Genomic DNA, 15,703 nt, shown 5'->3' with positions numbered 1-15,703 from the left:
GGGCGGGCGGGTCAGGCGCGAGTGGCGCCGCGGCGCAGTTCCCGGATGGTCATGCCGCGGCGGCGGCGCACCAGGGCGCGCAGCGTTCCCGCGTTCTGGAAGCCGACCCGCGCGGCCACCGCATCGGCGGTGAGCGTGCTCGACCGCAGCAGGAAGGCGGCCTCGTCGAGGCGCACCTCGTTGACGAACTCGACCGGCGACATCCCGACGGTCGCCGCCGTGACCCGCTGCAGGGTGCGTTCGGACAACCCGATCGCGGCGGCGGCGGCGGAGATTCGGATCGGGCCGTCGAGGTGACTGCGCACCCAGCGTTCGAACGTCGCCATCTCCGGGCTGTTGCGGGCGAGCATGGTCGGTACGGCGAAGGACGCCTGTGACGCACGGTCGCCGATGAGCAGGTAGCGCGCGATGAGGTCGGCCAGCGCGGGGCTCTGCGTGTGCACCAGCGACAGCGCGAGGTCGATGTGCGCGAACGCCGCGCCGGCGGTGCTCACGCCCTCGCCCCGGACGAGGGTCTGCCCGGTGTCCAGGTCGACGCCGGGGTAGCGGGCGCGGAACGTCGGGCCCAGCCACCAGCTGGTGGTGGCCGGTTGCTCCTCCAGCACCCCTGACTCGGCGAGGAAGAACGCGCCGGTGCACGCCCCGGCGAGCTCGATGCCCTCGGAGCGGCAGCGGGCGAGCAGGTCGAGGAGCGGCCGGTTGCGGGCGGCGCCGACGGTCTCGACGACGGCGGCGGACTGCCGCACGCCCAGCGCCGGGGCGACCAGCAGCTGCGGCGGGGCGTCGAGCTCCTCGACCGACGTCGTCGTCACCCGCATCCCGGCGGCGGTGCGCACCTGACGCCGGGTGCCCACGACGGTGACCTCCCACGGCGGCGGCGGGCGCTCGATCTCGTCGCGCAGCACGTTCGCCGTCTCGAGCACGTCGGCGACCGTGGCCAGCCCCGAGTCGAACGCCCCGTCGATCGCCAGCATCGCGACTCTCATGGCGGGAACGGTACTGAACGGGTCGTATCCGCCACCAGTCCCGGATGCCGGACGGCCCTAGCGTTCGAGGAAGCAACATCGACGACGAAGGGCCGCCCATGACCGTGGAGGTCGGCCTGCTCGTGACGCTGGACGCCAAGCCCGGCAAGGAGGACGAGGTCGCCGCAATCCCGAACGCCGGCCTGCTCGTCGTCGAGCAGGAGCCCGGCACGGTGACCTGGTACGCGATTCGTCACGGCGACACCACGTTCGGCATCTTCGACACCTTCGGCACCGACAACGGCCGGCAGGCGCACCTGTCCGGTGCGGTGGCCAAGGCGCTGGGTCAGGTGGCCGGCGACCTGTTCGCCTCGCCGCCGGACATCCGCCCGGTCGACATCCTGGCGGCCAAGACCGCAGGCTGAGCCCGGGGAGCCGGGCGGGGATCAGGCCCCGATCCGCGCCCGGCGTCCCCGCCGGCCGCCCCGGTCCCGGAACCACCGCCGCCCGGGAGCGGGGCGCCTAGGCTCGTCAGGCATGGCCACCGAGTCGACCATGCTGGCGCTGGGTACCCCGGCGCCCGACTTCGCCCTTCCCGCCCCCGCCACCGGCGCACTCGTCCGGCTCGCCGACTTCGCCGCGTCCCCGGCGCTGGTCGTCACCTTCATCTGCAACCACTGCCCGTACGTGCAGCACGTCGCCGCGGGGCTCGCCCAGCTCGGCCGCGACCTGGCCGCGCAGGGCGTCGCCATGGTGGCGATCTCCAGCAACGACGTCACCAGCTACCCGCAGGACGGCCCGGACCAGATGGTTGCCGAGGCGAAAAGGCACGGCTGGGAGTTCCCGTACCTCTACGACGAGAGCCAGGACGTCGCCCGTGCCTATTCGGCGGTGTGCACGCCCGACAACTTCGTCTTCGACGGCGACCGGCGGCTGGTCTACCGCGGCCAGCTCGACGCCGCCCGCCGCAGCAACGACATCCCGGTGACCGCCGCGGACGTGCGTGCCGCCGTCGACGCCGTGCTCGCCGGGCGCCCCGTCTCACCGGAGCAGTACCCGTCGATCGGTTGCAGCATCAAGTGGCGCTGACGTGCTCGTGCGCGGTAGGTGGTGGCTGGGCGCCACCTACCGCGCACAGGCGCGCAGCGCCGCCACGAGTGCGTCACCGCTGGTGAGCTCCGGGTCGTTGTGCCGGGCACCGGCGATCTCCAGCACCTCGACCAGCCGCGGCGCGGCAGCGGCCACCGCACGGCTCTGCTCCGGCGGGACGATCTCGTCGGCGCCGCCGAGCACCACCGCGGTCGGCACCCGGACGTCGCGGATCCGCGTCTGCAGTTCGTAGCGGTCGCGCAACAGCGCGCGGGCCGGCAGGAACGGGTAGTGCCGCGCCGCGACGTCGGCCAGTGCGGTGAACGGGCTGCGCAGCACCAGCCCGCCCACACGCCGCTCGCCGGCCAGCCGGGTCGCGACGGCCGTGCCCAGGCTCTCGCCGAGCAGCAGCACCCGCCGCGGGTCCACGCCGTGATTGTCGACGAGGTGGCGGTACGCCGCCCGGGCGTCCGCAGCGAGCCCCTCCTCGCTCGGTCGGCCGGGGTTGCCGCCGAACCCGCGGTAGTCCAGCAGCAGCACGCCGAAGCCGTCGGCCGCCAGCCGCCGTGCCAGCGGTGCCCGGTCGGCCCGCGACCCGGCGTTGCCGGGGGTGAACAGGACGGTCCGTCCGCGGTCCGGCCCGGTGGGTGGGACCAGCCAGGCGCGCAGTGCGAGCCCGTCCTCGGTGTCGAGAACGATCTCGACCGCACCTGGTAGCGCGGCACCGACCGGCGGCACCGTGTCGCCGCCGGGCAGGTAGATCAGCCGCCGCTGCAACCCCCAGGGCAGCCCGACGACGACCGCGGCGACCGCGCCGGTGACCAGGGCGGCTCGGAGCAGGGGGTTCACGGCCCCGCCTCGGCCAGTTCGAAGTCGGCGAAGTCGAAGCCCGGCGACACCACGCAGCTGACCAGCGCCGGCTCGGTCCCGAGCAGCCGGGCCGACTGCCAGTGTCCGGCCGGCACCTCGAACTGCGGCGCCGCCGGCCCCAGCCGCAGCGGTTCACCGGGTTCGGGCCGAATCCCGCCCCCACCGAGTGACAGTGCAACCGGGGCTCCGCTGTGCCAGAGCCACAGCTCGGTCGAGCGGACTCGGTGCCACCGTGACTCCCTGTCGAGCAGGTAGAGAATCGCCGTCGCGGTCGGTCGCGGACCGTAGGCGGTCTCGACCGTCATCGGCGAGGTCCAGGTGCGTCGGTACCAACCGCCCTCGGGGTGCGGTGCCAGGCCGTGTGCGTCCGCGAGTGGGGGTGTGTGCACCCGAGCAGTGTCGGGTGCGGACCCCGTTGCCGTCACGCCGGGTGACGCCATGATCGTTACGCAGTGCTGTCGACGACCGGACGAACCCGAGGCAAGGTCTCGATGGGGGGCCACTCGACCGGGTGGTCGATCTCGGCTCCGCTCACGATCTGCGGTGAAATGAGCGCAGACCTGAGGCGGGAGTTACGGGAGGTGGCGGCGGTGCACATGTCGGACATGTCCCGATCGGTTGCCGCGGTCGACGGCACCACCCTCCCGCCCGACCGGCATGCCTGCGGCCCCGAGCCGGTCCACGGCTCGGTGCGGCACGACTCGACCCAGTGGTCGGCGTACGCACTGGAGTGGACCCCGCAGAAGATCACCGCGTACGTCAACGGCACGGAGTGGTACTCCACCCCGAAGACCGACGCGTTCCGGCCACGTCCGATGACCATGACCGTGCAACTGGACTACTTCCCGCCCGCGGGCGGGGCCACGGCGATGCACCTGGACTGGGCCAAGCAGTGGGCGCTCCCGGAGAGCGTGGCGGCGACGCTCTCGCTGGCCCCGGGCGACCCGGCCACCGGCCAGCCGCGCGACTACCCGGACCGCGCGCCCCGCATGCTCGAGGGCGCCGGCGGCGCCCGGCAGCCGGCGCCGCCCCCCTAGCTCGTGGGCGGCGGGCGACGAATGGATCTGGGGCCGGAATCCGCCGCTCACGACCCTCGTACGCGGCCGGTGGTGCTCGGACACCACCGGCCGCGTACTCCCATGTCAGGGTCCGGCCGGCTGCCCGGTGGCCGCGCCGGCGGCGAGGTCGGCCGACGTCGGCGGGTCGGCACCCCGCCGGGAGCAGGTGATCGCCGCAGCCGCCACCGCGCCGTCGAGCACGGTGTCGAGGGTCTCCGCGTCGATCGCCCGCAGCGCCGGCCGGGCCTGTGCGCCGAGCAGACCGTGGCGATGAAGCCCGGCGAGCAGTGCCGCGGAGAAGCTGTCGCCGGCGCCGACGGTGTCCACGACCTCGACCCGGCGCCCGGGGCGCCGCGAGCGTAGCCCGGACGCGCTGCCGGCCAGCACGCCGTCGGGACCGAGCGTCACCGCGACCAGCGCGGGACCACGGCCCAGCCAGTCCTCGACGAGGCGCTCGGGCGTCGTTGCGGGGGCCAGCCATTCCAGGTCCTCGGCGCTGACCTTGACGACGTCGGCGGTCGCGAGCAGGTCGTGCACCCCGCGCAGCACGTCCGCGGGGTCGCCCATCAGCAGCGGACGGCAGTTCGGGTCGTAGCTGATGGTGGCGTCCGGCGCGGCACGCCCCAGCAGCTCCCGCAGCGCCGCCGCGCCGGGCGGGGTGGTCAGTGCGAGCGAGCCGGAGTGCACCGCGAGCACCGGTCCGGCCGCGCCGGGCCGGAGCGTTCCGGCGAGCTCGGCGGCCGTCCACTGCCAGTCGGCCGTGCCGCTGATCCGGAAGTCGTAGCTCGGCCCGCCGTCCGGTCCGACCGACACGAGCGCCAGCGAGGTGGGCTCGTCCGCGGTCACGACGTGGTCGAGCTCGACGCCGTTGCCCTCCAGATGCGCGCGCAGCCGGCGGCCGAGCAGGTCGTCGGCGATGCGTGCGATCATCCGGGCGGGGACGCCGAGCCGGGCCAGGCCGACCGCCACGTTGGCGGGGCTGCCGCCGGGCGCCAGCTCGAAGTAGCCGTCGACAGGAGCGGGCACGATGTCGACGAGGGCCTCCCCGGCGACCGCGATCACGCCGGCCGTGCCGTCCGGGTCGGTCATCCGGGCTCCTCCTCGTCGTGGCTCCGGCGTCCATGCTGGACGGCCGGGCCGCCTCGCGCCAGTGCCGGTCAGCCCCGGACGGCCTGGTCGAGGTTGGCCAGCACGCCGTCGTAGATCCGCTTGAGGCCCTTGGGCGCGAACGTCTTCTCGAAGAAGCCGCCGATGCCGCCGGCCCCGTTCCAGGTCGTGGTGATCGTGACCGTGCTGGCAGCATCCCCGGCCGGGGTGACGGTCCAGGTGGTGACCATGCTGGAGTTCGTGTCGCGCTCGACGAGCTGGTCCGCGGCCGGCTGGCTGACCTCGGCCAGCACGTCGCGCACCCGCTTCTCGGTGGCGGCGAGCTTCCAGTGCACGGTCGTCCCGGCGCCCTGGCCGCCGCTGCGCACGGCGTAGTCGCTGTAGTGGTCGGTGAGGATCTTCGGACGGGTCGTCTCGTAGTCGGCGACGGCCGCGCGCACCCGGTCGGCAGGGGCGCTGACCGTGCGCTCGGCGGTGGCGGTTACCTGAGCCATGTACTCATCCTGCCGCTGCGGCGCGGGACCGCGAGCGGTGGGCGGCCGGCGTGATAGGCATTCGCCGTGAAGGGCAGGAAGATCCCGGTCGTCGTCCTCGCCGGCTTCCTCGGCTCCGGTAAGACGACGTTGCTCAACCACTTGCTCGCGAACAGCCTCGATGTGCGCATCGGCGTGGTCGTCAACGACTTCGGCAGCATCGGCATCGACGCCATGCTCGTCGGCGGGCAGGCCGACGCGATGGTCTCGCTGGGCAACGGCTGTCTGTGCTGCGCGGTCGGCGAGGACGGCGTCGCGCCCCTGCTCGACCGGCTCGCGCACCCGGACGCGGCCATCGACGTGATCGTCATCGAGGCGAGCGGCATCGCCGACCCCGGCACCCTCGTCCAGCTCGTGCTGAGCTGCGAGAACCCACGCCTGCGCTTCGGTGGGCTGGTCGAGGTGGTCGACGCGGCGGAGTTCGAGGCCACCCGCAAGCGGCATCCCGAGCTGGACCGGCACGTCGGGCTGGCCGATCTGGTCGTGCTGAACAAGGCCGACCGGGTGGACGCGGCGGCGCTCTGGCGGGTGCGCAGGCTGTGCCGGGCGGCCAACGACCGAGCTCCCGTGGTGCCGACCAGCCACGGCGTGGTCGACCCCCGGTTGCTGTTCGACATCGGCGTCGTCGCCGGTCGCCAGATGATGCTCGGGCAGGCCACCGACCACGACGGGGACCACTCCGGACATCTGCACGCCGCGTACGACAGTGTCGGGATCTCCATCGAGCAGCCCCTGGACCCGCGCCTGCTGGTCGGCTTCCTCGACGCCCGCCCCACGGGCGTGTACCGGATCAAGGGGTTCGTCCACTTCGGAGTTCCCGGGCCGCGGCAGCGGTTCACGCTGCACGCCGTCGGCCGCTACCTGCGGTTCGACCGCTCGAGCTGGGCCCGCGGGGAGCCGCGGCAGACACAGTTGGTGCTGATCGGCTCCGGTGTGGAGCGCGATCGGATCGACGCCGCGGTGCGGGCCTGCGTGCGCAGTGGCAAGCCCGACCCGGACGACATGCTGGCCGTGTTGCGGTACACATTCGACGGATGACCTGACGGCCGCGCAGCGGCGTACGTTGCGAACATGATCCGCTCGAGGGTCCGGGTGCGGGCGCTGCGATGGGGCTTCCGGGTGCTGTTCGGCCTGCCGCGACCGGTGAAACGTCTGTTGGCAGGCCCGCAGATCCGCGTCGACGGCCAGTTGCTCGATCTCGATCTGCAGTTGCTGAACCGTGTCGGTGAGGTGATGGCGAGCGGGCACGACGGTCCGGTCGGCGAGGCCGCGCTGGCCGAGCAGCGCCGGCAGGCCGACTTCGCCGCCGAGCTCGCCGCCGACAGCGAACTCGACGACGTCGTGACCCGTGACCTGCGTCTGCCGGGTGCCGCCGGGACGATCGGCGCCCGGCTGTACGTGCCGCCGGGGGTGCCCGACCGCTCGGCGCTGTTGATCTACTACCACGGTGGCGGGTTCGTGCTGGGCAGCCTGGCCTCGACCGATCCGCTGTGCCGGCTGCTCGCCGCCCAGGCCGGGGTGCGGGTGCTGTCGGTGGACTACCGGCTCGCGCCCGAGCACCCCTACCCGGCTGCGCTCGACGACGCCATCGCCGCGTTCCGCTACGCCCGGGCCGAGGCCGCTGCGCTCGGTGCCGACCCGGACCTGCTCGCAGTGGGCGGGGACAGTGCGGGGGCCAATCTCGCGCTCGTCGTCGCGCACCAGCAGGCCGTCGTGGGGGATCACGTGCCGGCGTTCACGCTCGCGCTCTACCCGGCGACCGACGCCGAGCGCAGCGGCGGCTCCCGCAAGCTGTTCGCCACCGGGTTCGGCCTGACCGCCGAGTACCTGGCCGAGCTCGAACGGATGTACCTGCCCGACGGCGTGCCGTCCGACGACGCCCGCGGCGCCATCCTGCGGGCGGAGGACTTCACCGGCATGCCGCCGGTCTACCTGTCGACCGCAGGGTTCGACCCGCTGCGCGACGAGGGCGAGGAACTCGTCGACCGGCTGCGCGCGGCGGGTGTGCCGGTGGTGGCCCGCCGCTTCGCCGGACTCGTCCACGGCTACGCCAGCTTCACCGCGATCAGCGCTGCCGCGCGGGACGCCACACTCGACGCCGCGAGCGCGTTGCGCGCCGCACTTGCGCTGGTGGGAAGCAGCGGCGGGATCCCAAACGTGATCTACATCGCAGGTGGGCGCGACACGACGGCAACCGGGTAACGGAGCCCCGCCGACCACAGATGATCCCGATGGCAGGGCGCATGCGGGACGGGATCACAGCACGATGGAACGGTTGGGCGCGGTCGTTCAGGACCAGCACCTCACGACGATGGTCCACACGGGGAGGGGTTACACGGTCTTCGATCCGGAGATCGTCGCGGGAACGCACTATTCGATCGACGACCGGGGCACGCTGGTCTACAGCAGGTTCCCGGCCGGGGCCACGACGGCGCTGGTGCTGGTCTGCGCAGCTGTGACGGCCGCGGTCCTGGGTGGCGGTAGCTGGTTGTGGGTCGCGGTGTGGTTCGTCGCCGGGATCCCGATCGGTGTCGTGCTGGCAGGGTTCCTGCTCTCGCTGATCCACCTGGTCAACAGCCCGGAACGGCGCTACCAGGCGCGCACCGGGAGTGCGGTGTTCAGCCTCGACGTCGAGCGGGACTCAGCCGCCGGACGGCTCTGTGAGCTGGCCGGTGCCATAGCGGCGAGCCGGGCATGGCGGTCGGCGACCATCGACCCGGACCGGCTGCTGGGCCCGGTCCTGTGGTCGGCGGTGTTGCTCGCGCAGGGGCCGGTGCCGGAGAACGGCGGCCGGGACGTCGCGGGCGAGCTGCACGTCATCGAGGAGAACCTGTCCGAGCTGGCCGACATCGCCGCCGAGCTGGACCAGGAGGACCCGGCGCGGCTGCGCCGGGCCGGCGTCGCGGGATCCGGGCCGATCGGCCCGGGTGCCGGATCCGTCGGTCCCGCAGCCGCGGACTACACGGAGAAGATTCTCGCGCAGGGCCGGACGGTGCGGGACACGCTGCGGGAGATCTGAGCAGCTGTTACCGAGCGAGGATCCGAGCAGCACCTTCGCCACGCCGCGTGTCGCGGCGGGCGCGCTGTTCCTCGACGGAGCCGGCCGGGTGCTGGTGGTCCACCCCGTCTACAAGGACATGTGGGACATCCCGGGCGGCTACGTCGAGCGCGGCGAATCGCCGGCCGCAGCATGCCGCCGTGAGGTCGCCGAGGAGCTCGGGCTCGAGCGGACACCTCGCCGGCTGATCGCGGTGGATTGGGCACCGCACGAGCGCGAGGGGGACAAGCTGCTGTTCCTGTTCGACTGCGGTGACCTCGGCGCCGACCAGGACCGCATCCGGCTCGCGGCCGATGAGCTGGACCGATGGGAGTGGGTCGAGCTCGCAGAACTGGACAGCTACGTCCTTCCACGCCTCGCCCGTCGTATTCGTTCCGCGATCGGCGCCGGAGGCGGCGTGTTCTATCTGGAGCACGGGCGGACGCCGGGCGGGTCCGAGCGCTGATCGGGCCGTCGCGACCCACGGTCGTCCGGTGGCGGGAAGCGTTGCCGGCGCCGATCGTCGTCACCGGTCCGACCCGGCCGGCTTCCCCGGCGGTCGTCGCGGCGGGGTGCTCGTCGGCGCGTTCCTGCCGGTAGCGGGCGACGGCGAGGCATGAGGACCGCTACTGCTGGCCGCGCATCAGGTGGATTCCCGCGCATGAGGGCTACCGCCAGCCCGGCAGCGGGATGACGATGTCCTTCTCGTCCGCCGGAACACGCGCGGGGAGGATGAGGAGCCGATGGCTGAGCAGTCGCACACCGGGCCGAAGGATCGGGAGCCGATGGCCGAGTTCCTCGATGCCGGGCCTGCGGATCGGGAGCCGATGGCCGAGGAGCTCGACGCCGGGCCTGCGGATCGGGAGCCGATGGCCGAGGAGCTCGATGCCGGGCCCGCGGATCGGGAGCCGATGGCCGAGGAGCTCGATGCCGGGCCCGCGGATCGGGAGCCGATGGCCGAGGAGCTCGACGCCGGGCCCGCGGATCGGGAGCCGATGGCCGAGTTCCTCGACACCGGGGCTCGGGATCGCGAGCCGATGGCTGAGGAGTCGGAGACCGAGCCGCCGTCGAAACGGCCCTAGCTGACCGTCCCGTCGGAAGACGGGACGTCCCGGCAGTGCGGGGCCAAGAGGTCCCGCTCCGGTGAGGTGTTCCCGAACGGGACGTGGCACCTGTGCGGGGAACGTCGCCCGGCTGCTGCCGCGGACGTTCGGCTCGGGCCGGCCGCGCGACCACGTAGCCTCGGGTTCATGACCGTCGCCGCCCGGGTGCTGTTCGAGTTCGACGACTCCTACGCCCGAGCGCTGCCCGGCCTGTGCGTGCCGTGGACGGCGGCGCCGGTGCCGGCGCCCGAGCTGCTGGTGCTCAACGAGCAACTGGCCGCGGAGCTGGGCGCTGACCCCCGGGCATTGCGGGAGCCGGCGGGTGTCGCGCTGCTGGTCGGCAGCGGGGTGCCGGACGGGGTGTCCCCGGTCGCCCAGGCCTATGCCGGCCACCAGTTCGGTGGGTACGTGCCCCGGCTCGGAGACGGCCGGGCGCTGCTGATCGGCGAGCTCATCGATTGCCGGGGGCAGCGCCGCGACCTGCACCTGAAGGGCTCTGGCCGCACCCCGTTCGCGCGCGGCGGCGACGGGAAGGCGGCCGTCGGGCCGATGCTGCGCGAGTACGTGATGGGGGAGGCGATGCACGCGCTCGGCATCCCGACGACCCGTGCGCTCGCGGTGGTGGCCACCGGTGAGGAGGTCTTCCGGGAGGCGACGCTGCCGGGTGCGGTGCTCGCCCGCGTCGCCGCGAGTCACCTGCGCGTCGGCACGTTCCAGTACGCCGCCGCGTCCGGTGACCCGGCGCTCGTGCAGAAGCTGGCCGACTACGCGATCGCGCGCCACCACCCTGAGGCGGCAGGGGTGCAGGACCCGTACCTGGAGTTCTTCCGACGTGTCGTCGATGCGCAGGCCGCGCTCGTGGCGCGGTGGATGCTCGTCGGGTTCGTCCACGGCGTCATGAACACCGACAACATGACGATCTCCGGCGAAACCATCGACTACGGGCCCTGCGCGTTCATGGACGCCTTCAGCCCCGCGACGGTCTTCAGCTCGATCGACCACGGTGGCCGCTACGCGTACGGAAACCAGCCGCGCATCGCCCAGTGGAACCTGGCGCGTCTCGGGGAGACGTTGCTGCCGCTGATCGACGAGAGCACGGACGCAGCGGTCGAGGCCGCCACCGACGTGCTGAACTCGTTCGCCGAGCGTTACGACCGGTACGCGGCCGACGGGATGGCGGCGAAACTCGGCCTGGGAGCGGCCGATGGGCGGCTGACCCAGGACCTGCTGGAGCTGCTGAACGCCCAACAGGTCGACTTCACCCTGTTCTTCCGGGCGCTGTCGCCGCACCTGCGGGGACGCCCGGAACCCGTGCGGTCCCTGTTCGCCGAACCGGAGGCGTTCGACGCCTGGGCTGCGCGGTGGCAGACACTGCTGCCACCGGACCGGACCGCCGTAGCGGCGTCCATGGACCGGATCAACCCGGCTTATGTCCCGCGCAACCATCGGGTGGAGGAGGCGCTGACCGCCGCGACCGACGGCGACACGGCGCCGTTCGAGCGGCTGGTCGAGGTGCTTGCCCGTCCGTTCGTCGAGCGTCCCGGCCTGGAGAGCTACCGCGAGCCCGCGGCCACGGGCTCCGCCCCCTACGTGACCTACTGCGGCACCTGAAGGGCCGTCGGGGATCACGGCCTGGTGGAGTGACGGCAGCGGAACCTGGCCTGCAGCCCGCCGCGACGGACCGGTCAGCCTCGACGCCGGCGCTTGTGCGGACGCCGTCCTCGCGGCAGTTCAGGAGAGCTTCTCGCCCGATGTCGCGAAGTAGGCGACGGTTCCGGCGAGCGCGTGCAGGTAGTGGTCCAGCACGATGCGATTGACGTTGTCCAGGCGGTCGCAGGCGGTGTGATAGCAGGGGTCGAATTCCTGCCCCGCCTGGCCGCCCCAGATCTGAGCCTGTTCCTCGCTCTTCTTCCTGCGGTCGCCGTTCTCCGCTCCGGCAGCCGGAATGTTCGCGGCGACGAACGGCGACTCGTCATCCCCGACGAACTCGATCATCTGGGCGGTCACCCCGGTCTTGGCCAGCTGGTCGGCGAGGACATGCGCAACCGTGGCGGAACCGGGAGGTCCGGCTGCTGACTTGTTGCTCCCCGTTCCGCCCTGCACGAAGTATCCGCCGTTCGGCGAGGCGACCATGTCCACGTTCAGATACAGCATGATTTTTCCGCGGTCTTCGGCGGAAAGGCTCTCGATGTAGCTCCTCGACCCCTGCGAGCCGTTCTCCTCCGAGCCGAAGAAAGCGAATCTGACAGCGTTTCGCACCGGTGGTGATGCGCCGAGGTGGCCGGCGATGTTCAGCAGCGCCGCCACACCGGAGCCGTCGTCGACGATGCCGGGACCCTTCTTCACCGAATCCAGATGGGCGCCGATCATCACCACGTGTCCTGGATCGCCGGTTCGCGTCTGCGCAATGATGTTCTGCGACGTCATCTGGCCGTCACCACCGCCTTCCCGCTGGGACAATCCGTAGGCCGCGGTGCCGACGTCGTAGCCGGCGGCGCGCAGAGCGGCGATGACGTGGTCGACGCTCGCCTGGTATCCGGGGCCTGGGGCGGCGCGATGTCCGCCGTGCTCATCGGCGATTTTCTGTAATGCTTGCAGATGGGTGAAAGCTCCGGATTCGCTCACGTCGCTCTTGAGCCTCTGCGCCAGCTGTCCATCCACCACCTGGCCGATCGTGCTCGGCGTCCCCGAACCGGTGGACGTGCACCCTGCCAGGAGCACGAGCGCGATGGCCAGCAGCGCCAGCCGTGGATGAGCCCGGGCTGGCGCGGGCGCCGCGAGCGGCATGGCGGCCTCCTCATCGGGCTCGCTGCTGCGGGCCAGCGATCGCGGGCCACGGCAGGAGCGTTAACCGGTTGCCGCCTGTCATAGCCGCACACCGCACTCGGTTGCGAGGGGCGATGGTCGTGGTCGTCGACAGACGTCGGTCCCGAGCCCACCCCGCGTCCGGGCCTGGTCGCGCCGGACACGACACCACGTGTTTCTCGACGACTCCTCGGCCGGCTCGCCGCTGACGTGGGCTCGTACCAGGTGGCTGTGGACGAGCGTGTCTCTCGACACGGGTGTCGTCCCGACCCATCGCATCCACCTCCACCGGACAGGGCCATGAGCTGGCACCGTCCAACGGCTTTCATGCCGAGCGTTCCCTGTGCGGTGCCTGATCATTCCCATGCGTGACAGCGGTGCCGAGGATCGGTCCCGACGAACCTGTCCGAGGTGCGCATCGCAGTCGTCGGGGCCGGCGTCGTCGAGATGTCCGTGCCGTGGCGCGGCGCTCAGCCGAGGAGTTCGCGGCGGATATCGGTCTCGAGGACCTTGCCGACCGTCGAGCGGGGAAGATCGGGCCAGACTCCACCTGCTCGGGTGCCTTGACGCTGCCGATCCGCTCCTTGACGAAGGCGATCGGTGCGTCGGCCTCCACGGTGGTGCCCACCTGGAGCCGGACCACCGCGGTGACCCGCTCGTCTCGCTTGTCGTCGGGCAGGCCGATGACGGCGCAGTCACGTACGGCGTCGGGGGCCATGAGTGCCTGCTCGACCTCGGCGGAGTACACGTTGAACCCGCCGGTGATGACCATGTCCTTGGCCCGGTCGACGATGAACAGGAACCCGTCGTCGTCGAGATGGCCGATGTCGCCGGTGTGGTGCCAGCCGTGCTTGCCGGCCTCGGCCGTGGCCTCGGGGTTCTTGTAGTAGCCGGCCATCACCAGCGAGCGCGCTGCGGACCACGATCTCGCCGCGCTCGCCCGGTGCGAGCAGGCGGCCGTCCTCGCCCATGATGGCCACGGTGATCAGCAGGAACGGGCGGCCGGCGGAGGAGAGCCGCTCGGTGGCGATCGAGCCGTCCGGGCGGCGATGGTCCGCGGGGGCATCGTGGAGATCATCATCGGCGCTTCGGACTGCCCGAACAGCTGCGCCATCGGCCCGATCCGCTCGCACGCCTCGGCCGGCCTCGCCGCGGACATCGGAGCCTCGGCGGCGAGGTCTCCGCCCTGCTCGTGCTGCGTGACCTGCACGGTGCGGCGCTGACCGCCGGCATGGCCACCACGGCGGCCCTGCGCCCGGCCCCGGGTGTCCCCCTCTCCCCGCGGGCGTAACCGCACGTGCGGGGAGGTCGAGTGGAGGACGCGGCACGGCCGGGCCGCATCTCCTGATCCCGGCGGGCGGGGTGGTCCCTATGATCAACAGGCAGGCATGTCGCGTTCACCGAACTGGGGGAAGGATGACCTGGAGCGAGATCCGGGATCTGCACGTCGAGTTCCTCACCGAGCAGGGATTCCGCCCGAAGGTCGATGACGAGGGAGACATCCACTTCCGCTTCGAGGGCCGGCACCACTTCATCATGGAGACGCAGGAGGACACCTACTTCCACCTGCTCTTCCCCAACTTCTACCCACTCGCGAACGAGACCGAGGTCGAGGCGGCGGCGCTGGCGGCGTCGGCGGCGTCGCGGGTGACCAAGGTCGCGAAGGTGTACCTCAACCCGGCGCTGGACAACGTGTGTGCATCCGTCGAGCTGCTCGTGGCTGAGCCGACGGACGTCCACGACCATTTCCTGCGCTGCCTGGGCATGCTCGGTACGGCGACGGGGCAGTTCCTCGAGGAGATGACCGCTCGGCTGGCGGCCGCTCGGCAGGCCATCCGGCCTGCGTGAGCAGCGGGTCGGGCCCGACCGGGCCGGGCCCGACCGGCGTTGCCCGCCCCGGTCAGCTCCCGGTTTCCTCCGGTGTGAGCAGCCGCCGGACCGCCCGCTCCACCAGCACCGGCAGGTAGTCGCGCACCGTCGCCTCGTCGAGGGCCGTGCGCTGCTCGGCGATGTGAGCCAGCACGGCGTCGGCGTCGGGGCCGCCCGCCGGGGCGAAGTCGCGGAGCAGCCGCGCCGTGACGTGCTCCCACTGGTTGGCCATCCGTTCTTCCGACGCCCGAGCCAGCCAGTCGTCCGAATCCGCCGGTTCGTCCGCGTGCTCGCTCGGCCCCTCGTTCGTCGCGGCCTGGAGTGGCTGTCCCAGTTGTGCCATGAGGCTGGGCGATCCGGGCAGTCGCACGCGGTCGGCCGGGTCGCTCGCCGTGACCCCCGGCTGCGCGTATTTCAGGTTCTGGTTGATCTTCCGCTGGACGAGCTTGATGTTCTCGTCGGCTCGCGGTGGGATCGGCTGCGTCCACTTGGACGAGATCCGCGAACGGACGGCGTCCACTTCGGGCGATGTGCTCATGGATGCGCTCCTGCGGTCGCGGGGCAGGCCGGTGCGCGGCGCGGGAGGCGGCCCGGCACCGAAGGTTGATCAACTGCTCACGGAGGTTACCCGACCCCGTCGCAGCGGACGCCGTCCGCCGTCGCGACGGCGGACGTCAGGGTTGTGGGGTGCCGTCGGGCCAGACGCAGGGGGAGGAGGCGACGAGGAACATGATGTGGCTGCCGTCGGCGCTTTCCTGTAACGAGATGGTGGTGAAGTCGGGGCCGGGCGCTTCGGCCCAGAGGTAGTTGTCACGAGGTCGGGCGTCCTCGAGGCCCGACCGGTTCCACCGGGGCCACCGCCCCCTCTGCGGTTGGTGCCGCCGATCAAGCCACGATCGTGCAGTTGCAGAATCAATATCGCAGCGAAGTCGGGACGTCGGCACTGACCTGGGACGACTCGCTGGCCGCCGCGGCGCAGGGGTGGGCGAACATCACGGCGCCGTTGGGCCAGCTGTGCCACGACCCGAATCCGAACGGCCAGGGTGAGAACCTCGCGGACAACCCCACGGTTGCCGGTGGGGTGCAAGGCTGGTACGGCGAGAAGTCCACATGATGGTATGGAGCACCACGCAGCGGGTCGGGCCACGTCCGCGGAGCTGGTGTATGAGATCGACTCCGCGTGATCTTGGTTGAGTTTATGCGGTCAGTGCCTCGGTTGGCGTGGTCGGCTCGCCGTCGGCCGAGGCGGGCTGTGCGGTGACGATGC

At 72.1% G+C, this 15,703-nt stretch carries 19 protein-coding genes and 1 pseudogene; 12 read left to right on the top strand and 8 right to left on the bottom strand.

What is annotated here, in order from left to right; genetic code table 11:
* Positions 1-11 precede the first annotated feature (11 nt).
* Positions 12-986 (bottom strand): GlxA family transcriptional regulator, encoded by a 975-nt coding sequence (locus HF526_RS32500; protein ID WP_169385489.1) that lies wholly within the window; start codon positions 984-986, stop codon positions 12-14.
* Between the two features lie 98 nt (positions 987-1,084).
* Between HF526_RS32500 and HF526_RS32495 the strand changes: the two genes are divergently transcribed.
* Both HF526_RS32495 and HF526_RS32490 read left to right on the top strand, forming a co-directional pair.
* Positions 1,085-1,390 (top strand): putative quinol monooxygenase, encoded by a 306-nt coding sequence (locus tag HF526_RS32495; RefSeq protein ID WP_169385488.1) that lies wholly within the window; start codon positions 1,085-1,087, stop codon positions 1,388-1,390.
* A gap of 112 nt (positions 1,391-1,502) precedes the next feature.
* Positions 1,503-2,054, top strand: a complete 552-nt coding sequence (locus HF526_RS32490; RefSeq protein ID WP_169385487.1) for a thioredoxin family protein — start codon at positions 1,503-1,505, stop codon at positions 2,052-2,054.
* 36 nt (positions 2,055-2,090) lie between these two features.
* Here the strand turns inward: HF526_RS32490 and HF526_RS32485 are convergent, their stop codons facing one another.
* Positions 2,091-2,903: an alpha/beta fold hydrolase gene (locus HF526_RS32485; RefSeq protein ID WP_169385486.1), complete on the bottom strand. Its 813-nt coding sequence runs from the start codon at positions 2,901-2,903 to the stop codon at positions 2,091-2,093.
* Entirely contained in the window at positions 2,900-3,364 is a 465-nt protein-coding gene (locus HF526_RS32480) for a cupin domain-containing protein (RefSeq protein ID WP_169385485.1), read from the bottom strand. Before HF526_RS32480 ends, HF526_RS32485 begins: the two co-directional genes overlap by 4 nt.
* Positions 3,365-3,472: 108 nt before the next feature.
* On the opposite strand from HF526_RS32480, the gene HF526_RS32475 reads away from it, so the two are divergent.
* Positions 3,473-3,961, top strand: coding sequence for a LamG domain-containing protein (locus tag HF526_RS32475; RefSeq protein WP_169385484.1), 489 nt, complete (start codon positions 3,473-3,475; stop codon positions 3,959-3,961).
* Between the two features lie 105 nt (positions 3,962-4,066).
* Here HF526_RS32475 and HF526_RS32470 read toward each other — a convergent pair whose 3' ends face one another.
* Both HF526_RS32470 and HF526_RS32465 read right to left on the bottom strand, forming a co-directional pair.
* Entirely contained in the window at positions 4,067-5,071 is a 1,005-nt protein-coding gene (locus tag HF526_RS32470; RefSeq protein WP_169385483.1) for a carbohydrate kinase family protein, read from the bottom strand.
* A 68-nt stretch (positions 5,072-5,139) separates the two neighbouring features.
* On the bottom strand, positions 5,140-5,583 hold the full coding sequence (locus tag HF526_RS32465) for an SRPBCC family protein (protein WP_169385482.1): 444 nt from the start codon (positions 5,581-5,583) through the stop codon (positions 5,140-5,142).
* Between the two features lie 66 nt (positions 5,584-5,649).
* Here HF526_RS32465 and HF526_RS37215 point away from each other — a divergent pair, with 66 nt between their 5' ends.
* From HF526_RS37215 to HF526_RS32435, 7 genes are all read left to right on the top strand, one after another.
* A complete protein-coding gene (locus HF526_RS37215) occupies positions 5,650-6,660 on the top strand; it encodes a GTP-binding protein (RefSeq protein WP_169385481.1) in 1,011 nt (336 codons plus the stop codon).
* Between the two features lie 33 nt (positions 6,661-6,693).
* A complete protein-coding gene (locus HF526_RS32455) occupies positions 6,694-7,824 on the top strand; it encodes an alpha/beta hydrolase (RefSeq protein ID WP_169385480.1) in 1,131 nt (376 codons plus the stop codon).
* 73 nt (positions 7,825-7,897) lie between these two features.
* Positions 7,898-8,641, top strand: coding sequence for a hypothetical protein (locus HF526_RS32450; protein WP_169385479.1), 744 nt, complete (start codon positions 7,898-7,900; stop codon positions 8,639-8,641).
* Positions 8,642-8,645: 4 nt separating this feature from the next.
* The gene (locus tag HF526_RS32445) at positions 8,646-9,125 is read left to right on the top strand and encodes an NUDIX domain-containing protein (protein ID WP_169385492.1); all 480 of its coding nucleotides are present in this window, start codon (positions 8,646-8,648) and stop codon (positions 9,123-9,125) included.
* Positions 9,126-9,153: 28 nt separating this feature from the next.
* The gene (locus HF526_RS36665) at positions 9,154-9,279 is read left to right on the top strand and encodes a hypothetical protein (protein WP_275404292.1); all 126 of its coding nucleotides are present in this window, start codon (positions 9,154-9,156) and stop codon (positions 9,277-9,279) included.
* A 123-nt stretch (positions 9,280-9,402) separates the two neighbouring features.
* A complete protein-coding gene (locus HF526_RS32440) occupies positions 9,403-9,741 on the top strand; it encodes a hypothetical protein (RefSeq protein ID WP_169385478.1) in 339 nt (112 codons plus the stop codon).
* A gap of 168 nt (positions 9,742-9,909) precedes the next feature.
* Complete coding sequence (locus HF526_RS32435; RefSeq protein WP_169385477.1) at positions 9,910-11,373, top strand: protein adenylyltransferase SelO; 1,464 nt, start codon at positions 9,910-9,912, stop codon at positions 11,371-11,373.
* 120 nt (positions 11,374-11,493) lie between these two features.
* On the opposite strand, the gene HF526_RS32430 is transcribed toward HF526_RS32435, so the two are convergent.
* Positions 11,494-12,549 carry a M20/M25/M40 family metallo-hydrolase gene (locus HF526_RS32430; protein WP_239029430.1) on the bottom strand — a complete coding sequence of 352 codons (1,056 nt, stop codon included), beginning with the start codon at positions 12,547-12,549 and terminating at the stop codon, positions 11,494-11,496.
* Between the two features lie 488 nt (positions 12,550-13,037).
* Positions 13,038-13,732 (bottom strand): annotated as a pseudogene (locus tag HF526_RS32425) (AMP-binding enzyme); the annotation flags it as partial.
* A 251-nt stretch (positions 13,733-13,983) separates the two neighbouring features.
* On the opposite strand from HF526_RS32425, the gene HF526_RS32420 reads away from it, so the two are divergent.
* Positions 13,984-14,415, top strand: a complete 432-nt coding sequence (locus tag HF526_RS32420) for a hypothetical protein (RefSeq protein ID WP_169385476.1) — start codon at positions 13,984-13,986, stop codon at positions 14,413-14,415.
* 52 nt (positions 14,416-14,467) lie between these two features.
* Here HF526_RS32420 and HF526_RS32415 read toward each other — a convergent pair whose 3' ends face one another.
* Positions 14,468-14,974, bottom strand: coding sequence for a three-helix bundle dimerization domain-containing protein (locus HF526_RS32415; protein ID WP_169385475.1), 507 nt, complete (start codon positions 14,972-14,974; stop codon positions 14,468-14,470).
* A 366-nt stretch (positions 14,975-15,340) separates the two neighbouring features.
* On the opposite strand from HF526_RS32415, the gene HF526_RS32410 reads away from it, so the two are divergent.
* On the top strand, positions 15,341-15,550 hold the full coding sequence (locus tag HF526_RS32410) for a CAP domain-containing protein (RefSeq protein WP_211178134.1): 210 nt from the start codon (positions 15,341-15,343) through the stop codon (positions 15,548-15,550).
* The last annotated feature ends 153 nt before the right edge of the window (positions 15,551-15,703 follow it).

The organism is Pseudonocardia acidicola, assembly GCF_012911935.1.
Classification (GTDB): Bacteria; Actinomycetota; Actinomycetes; order Mycobacteriales; family Pseudonocardiaceae; genus Pseudonocardia; species Pseudonocardia acidicola.
This window is presented reverse-complemented; position numbering and strand designations above follow the sequence as displayed.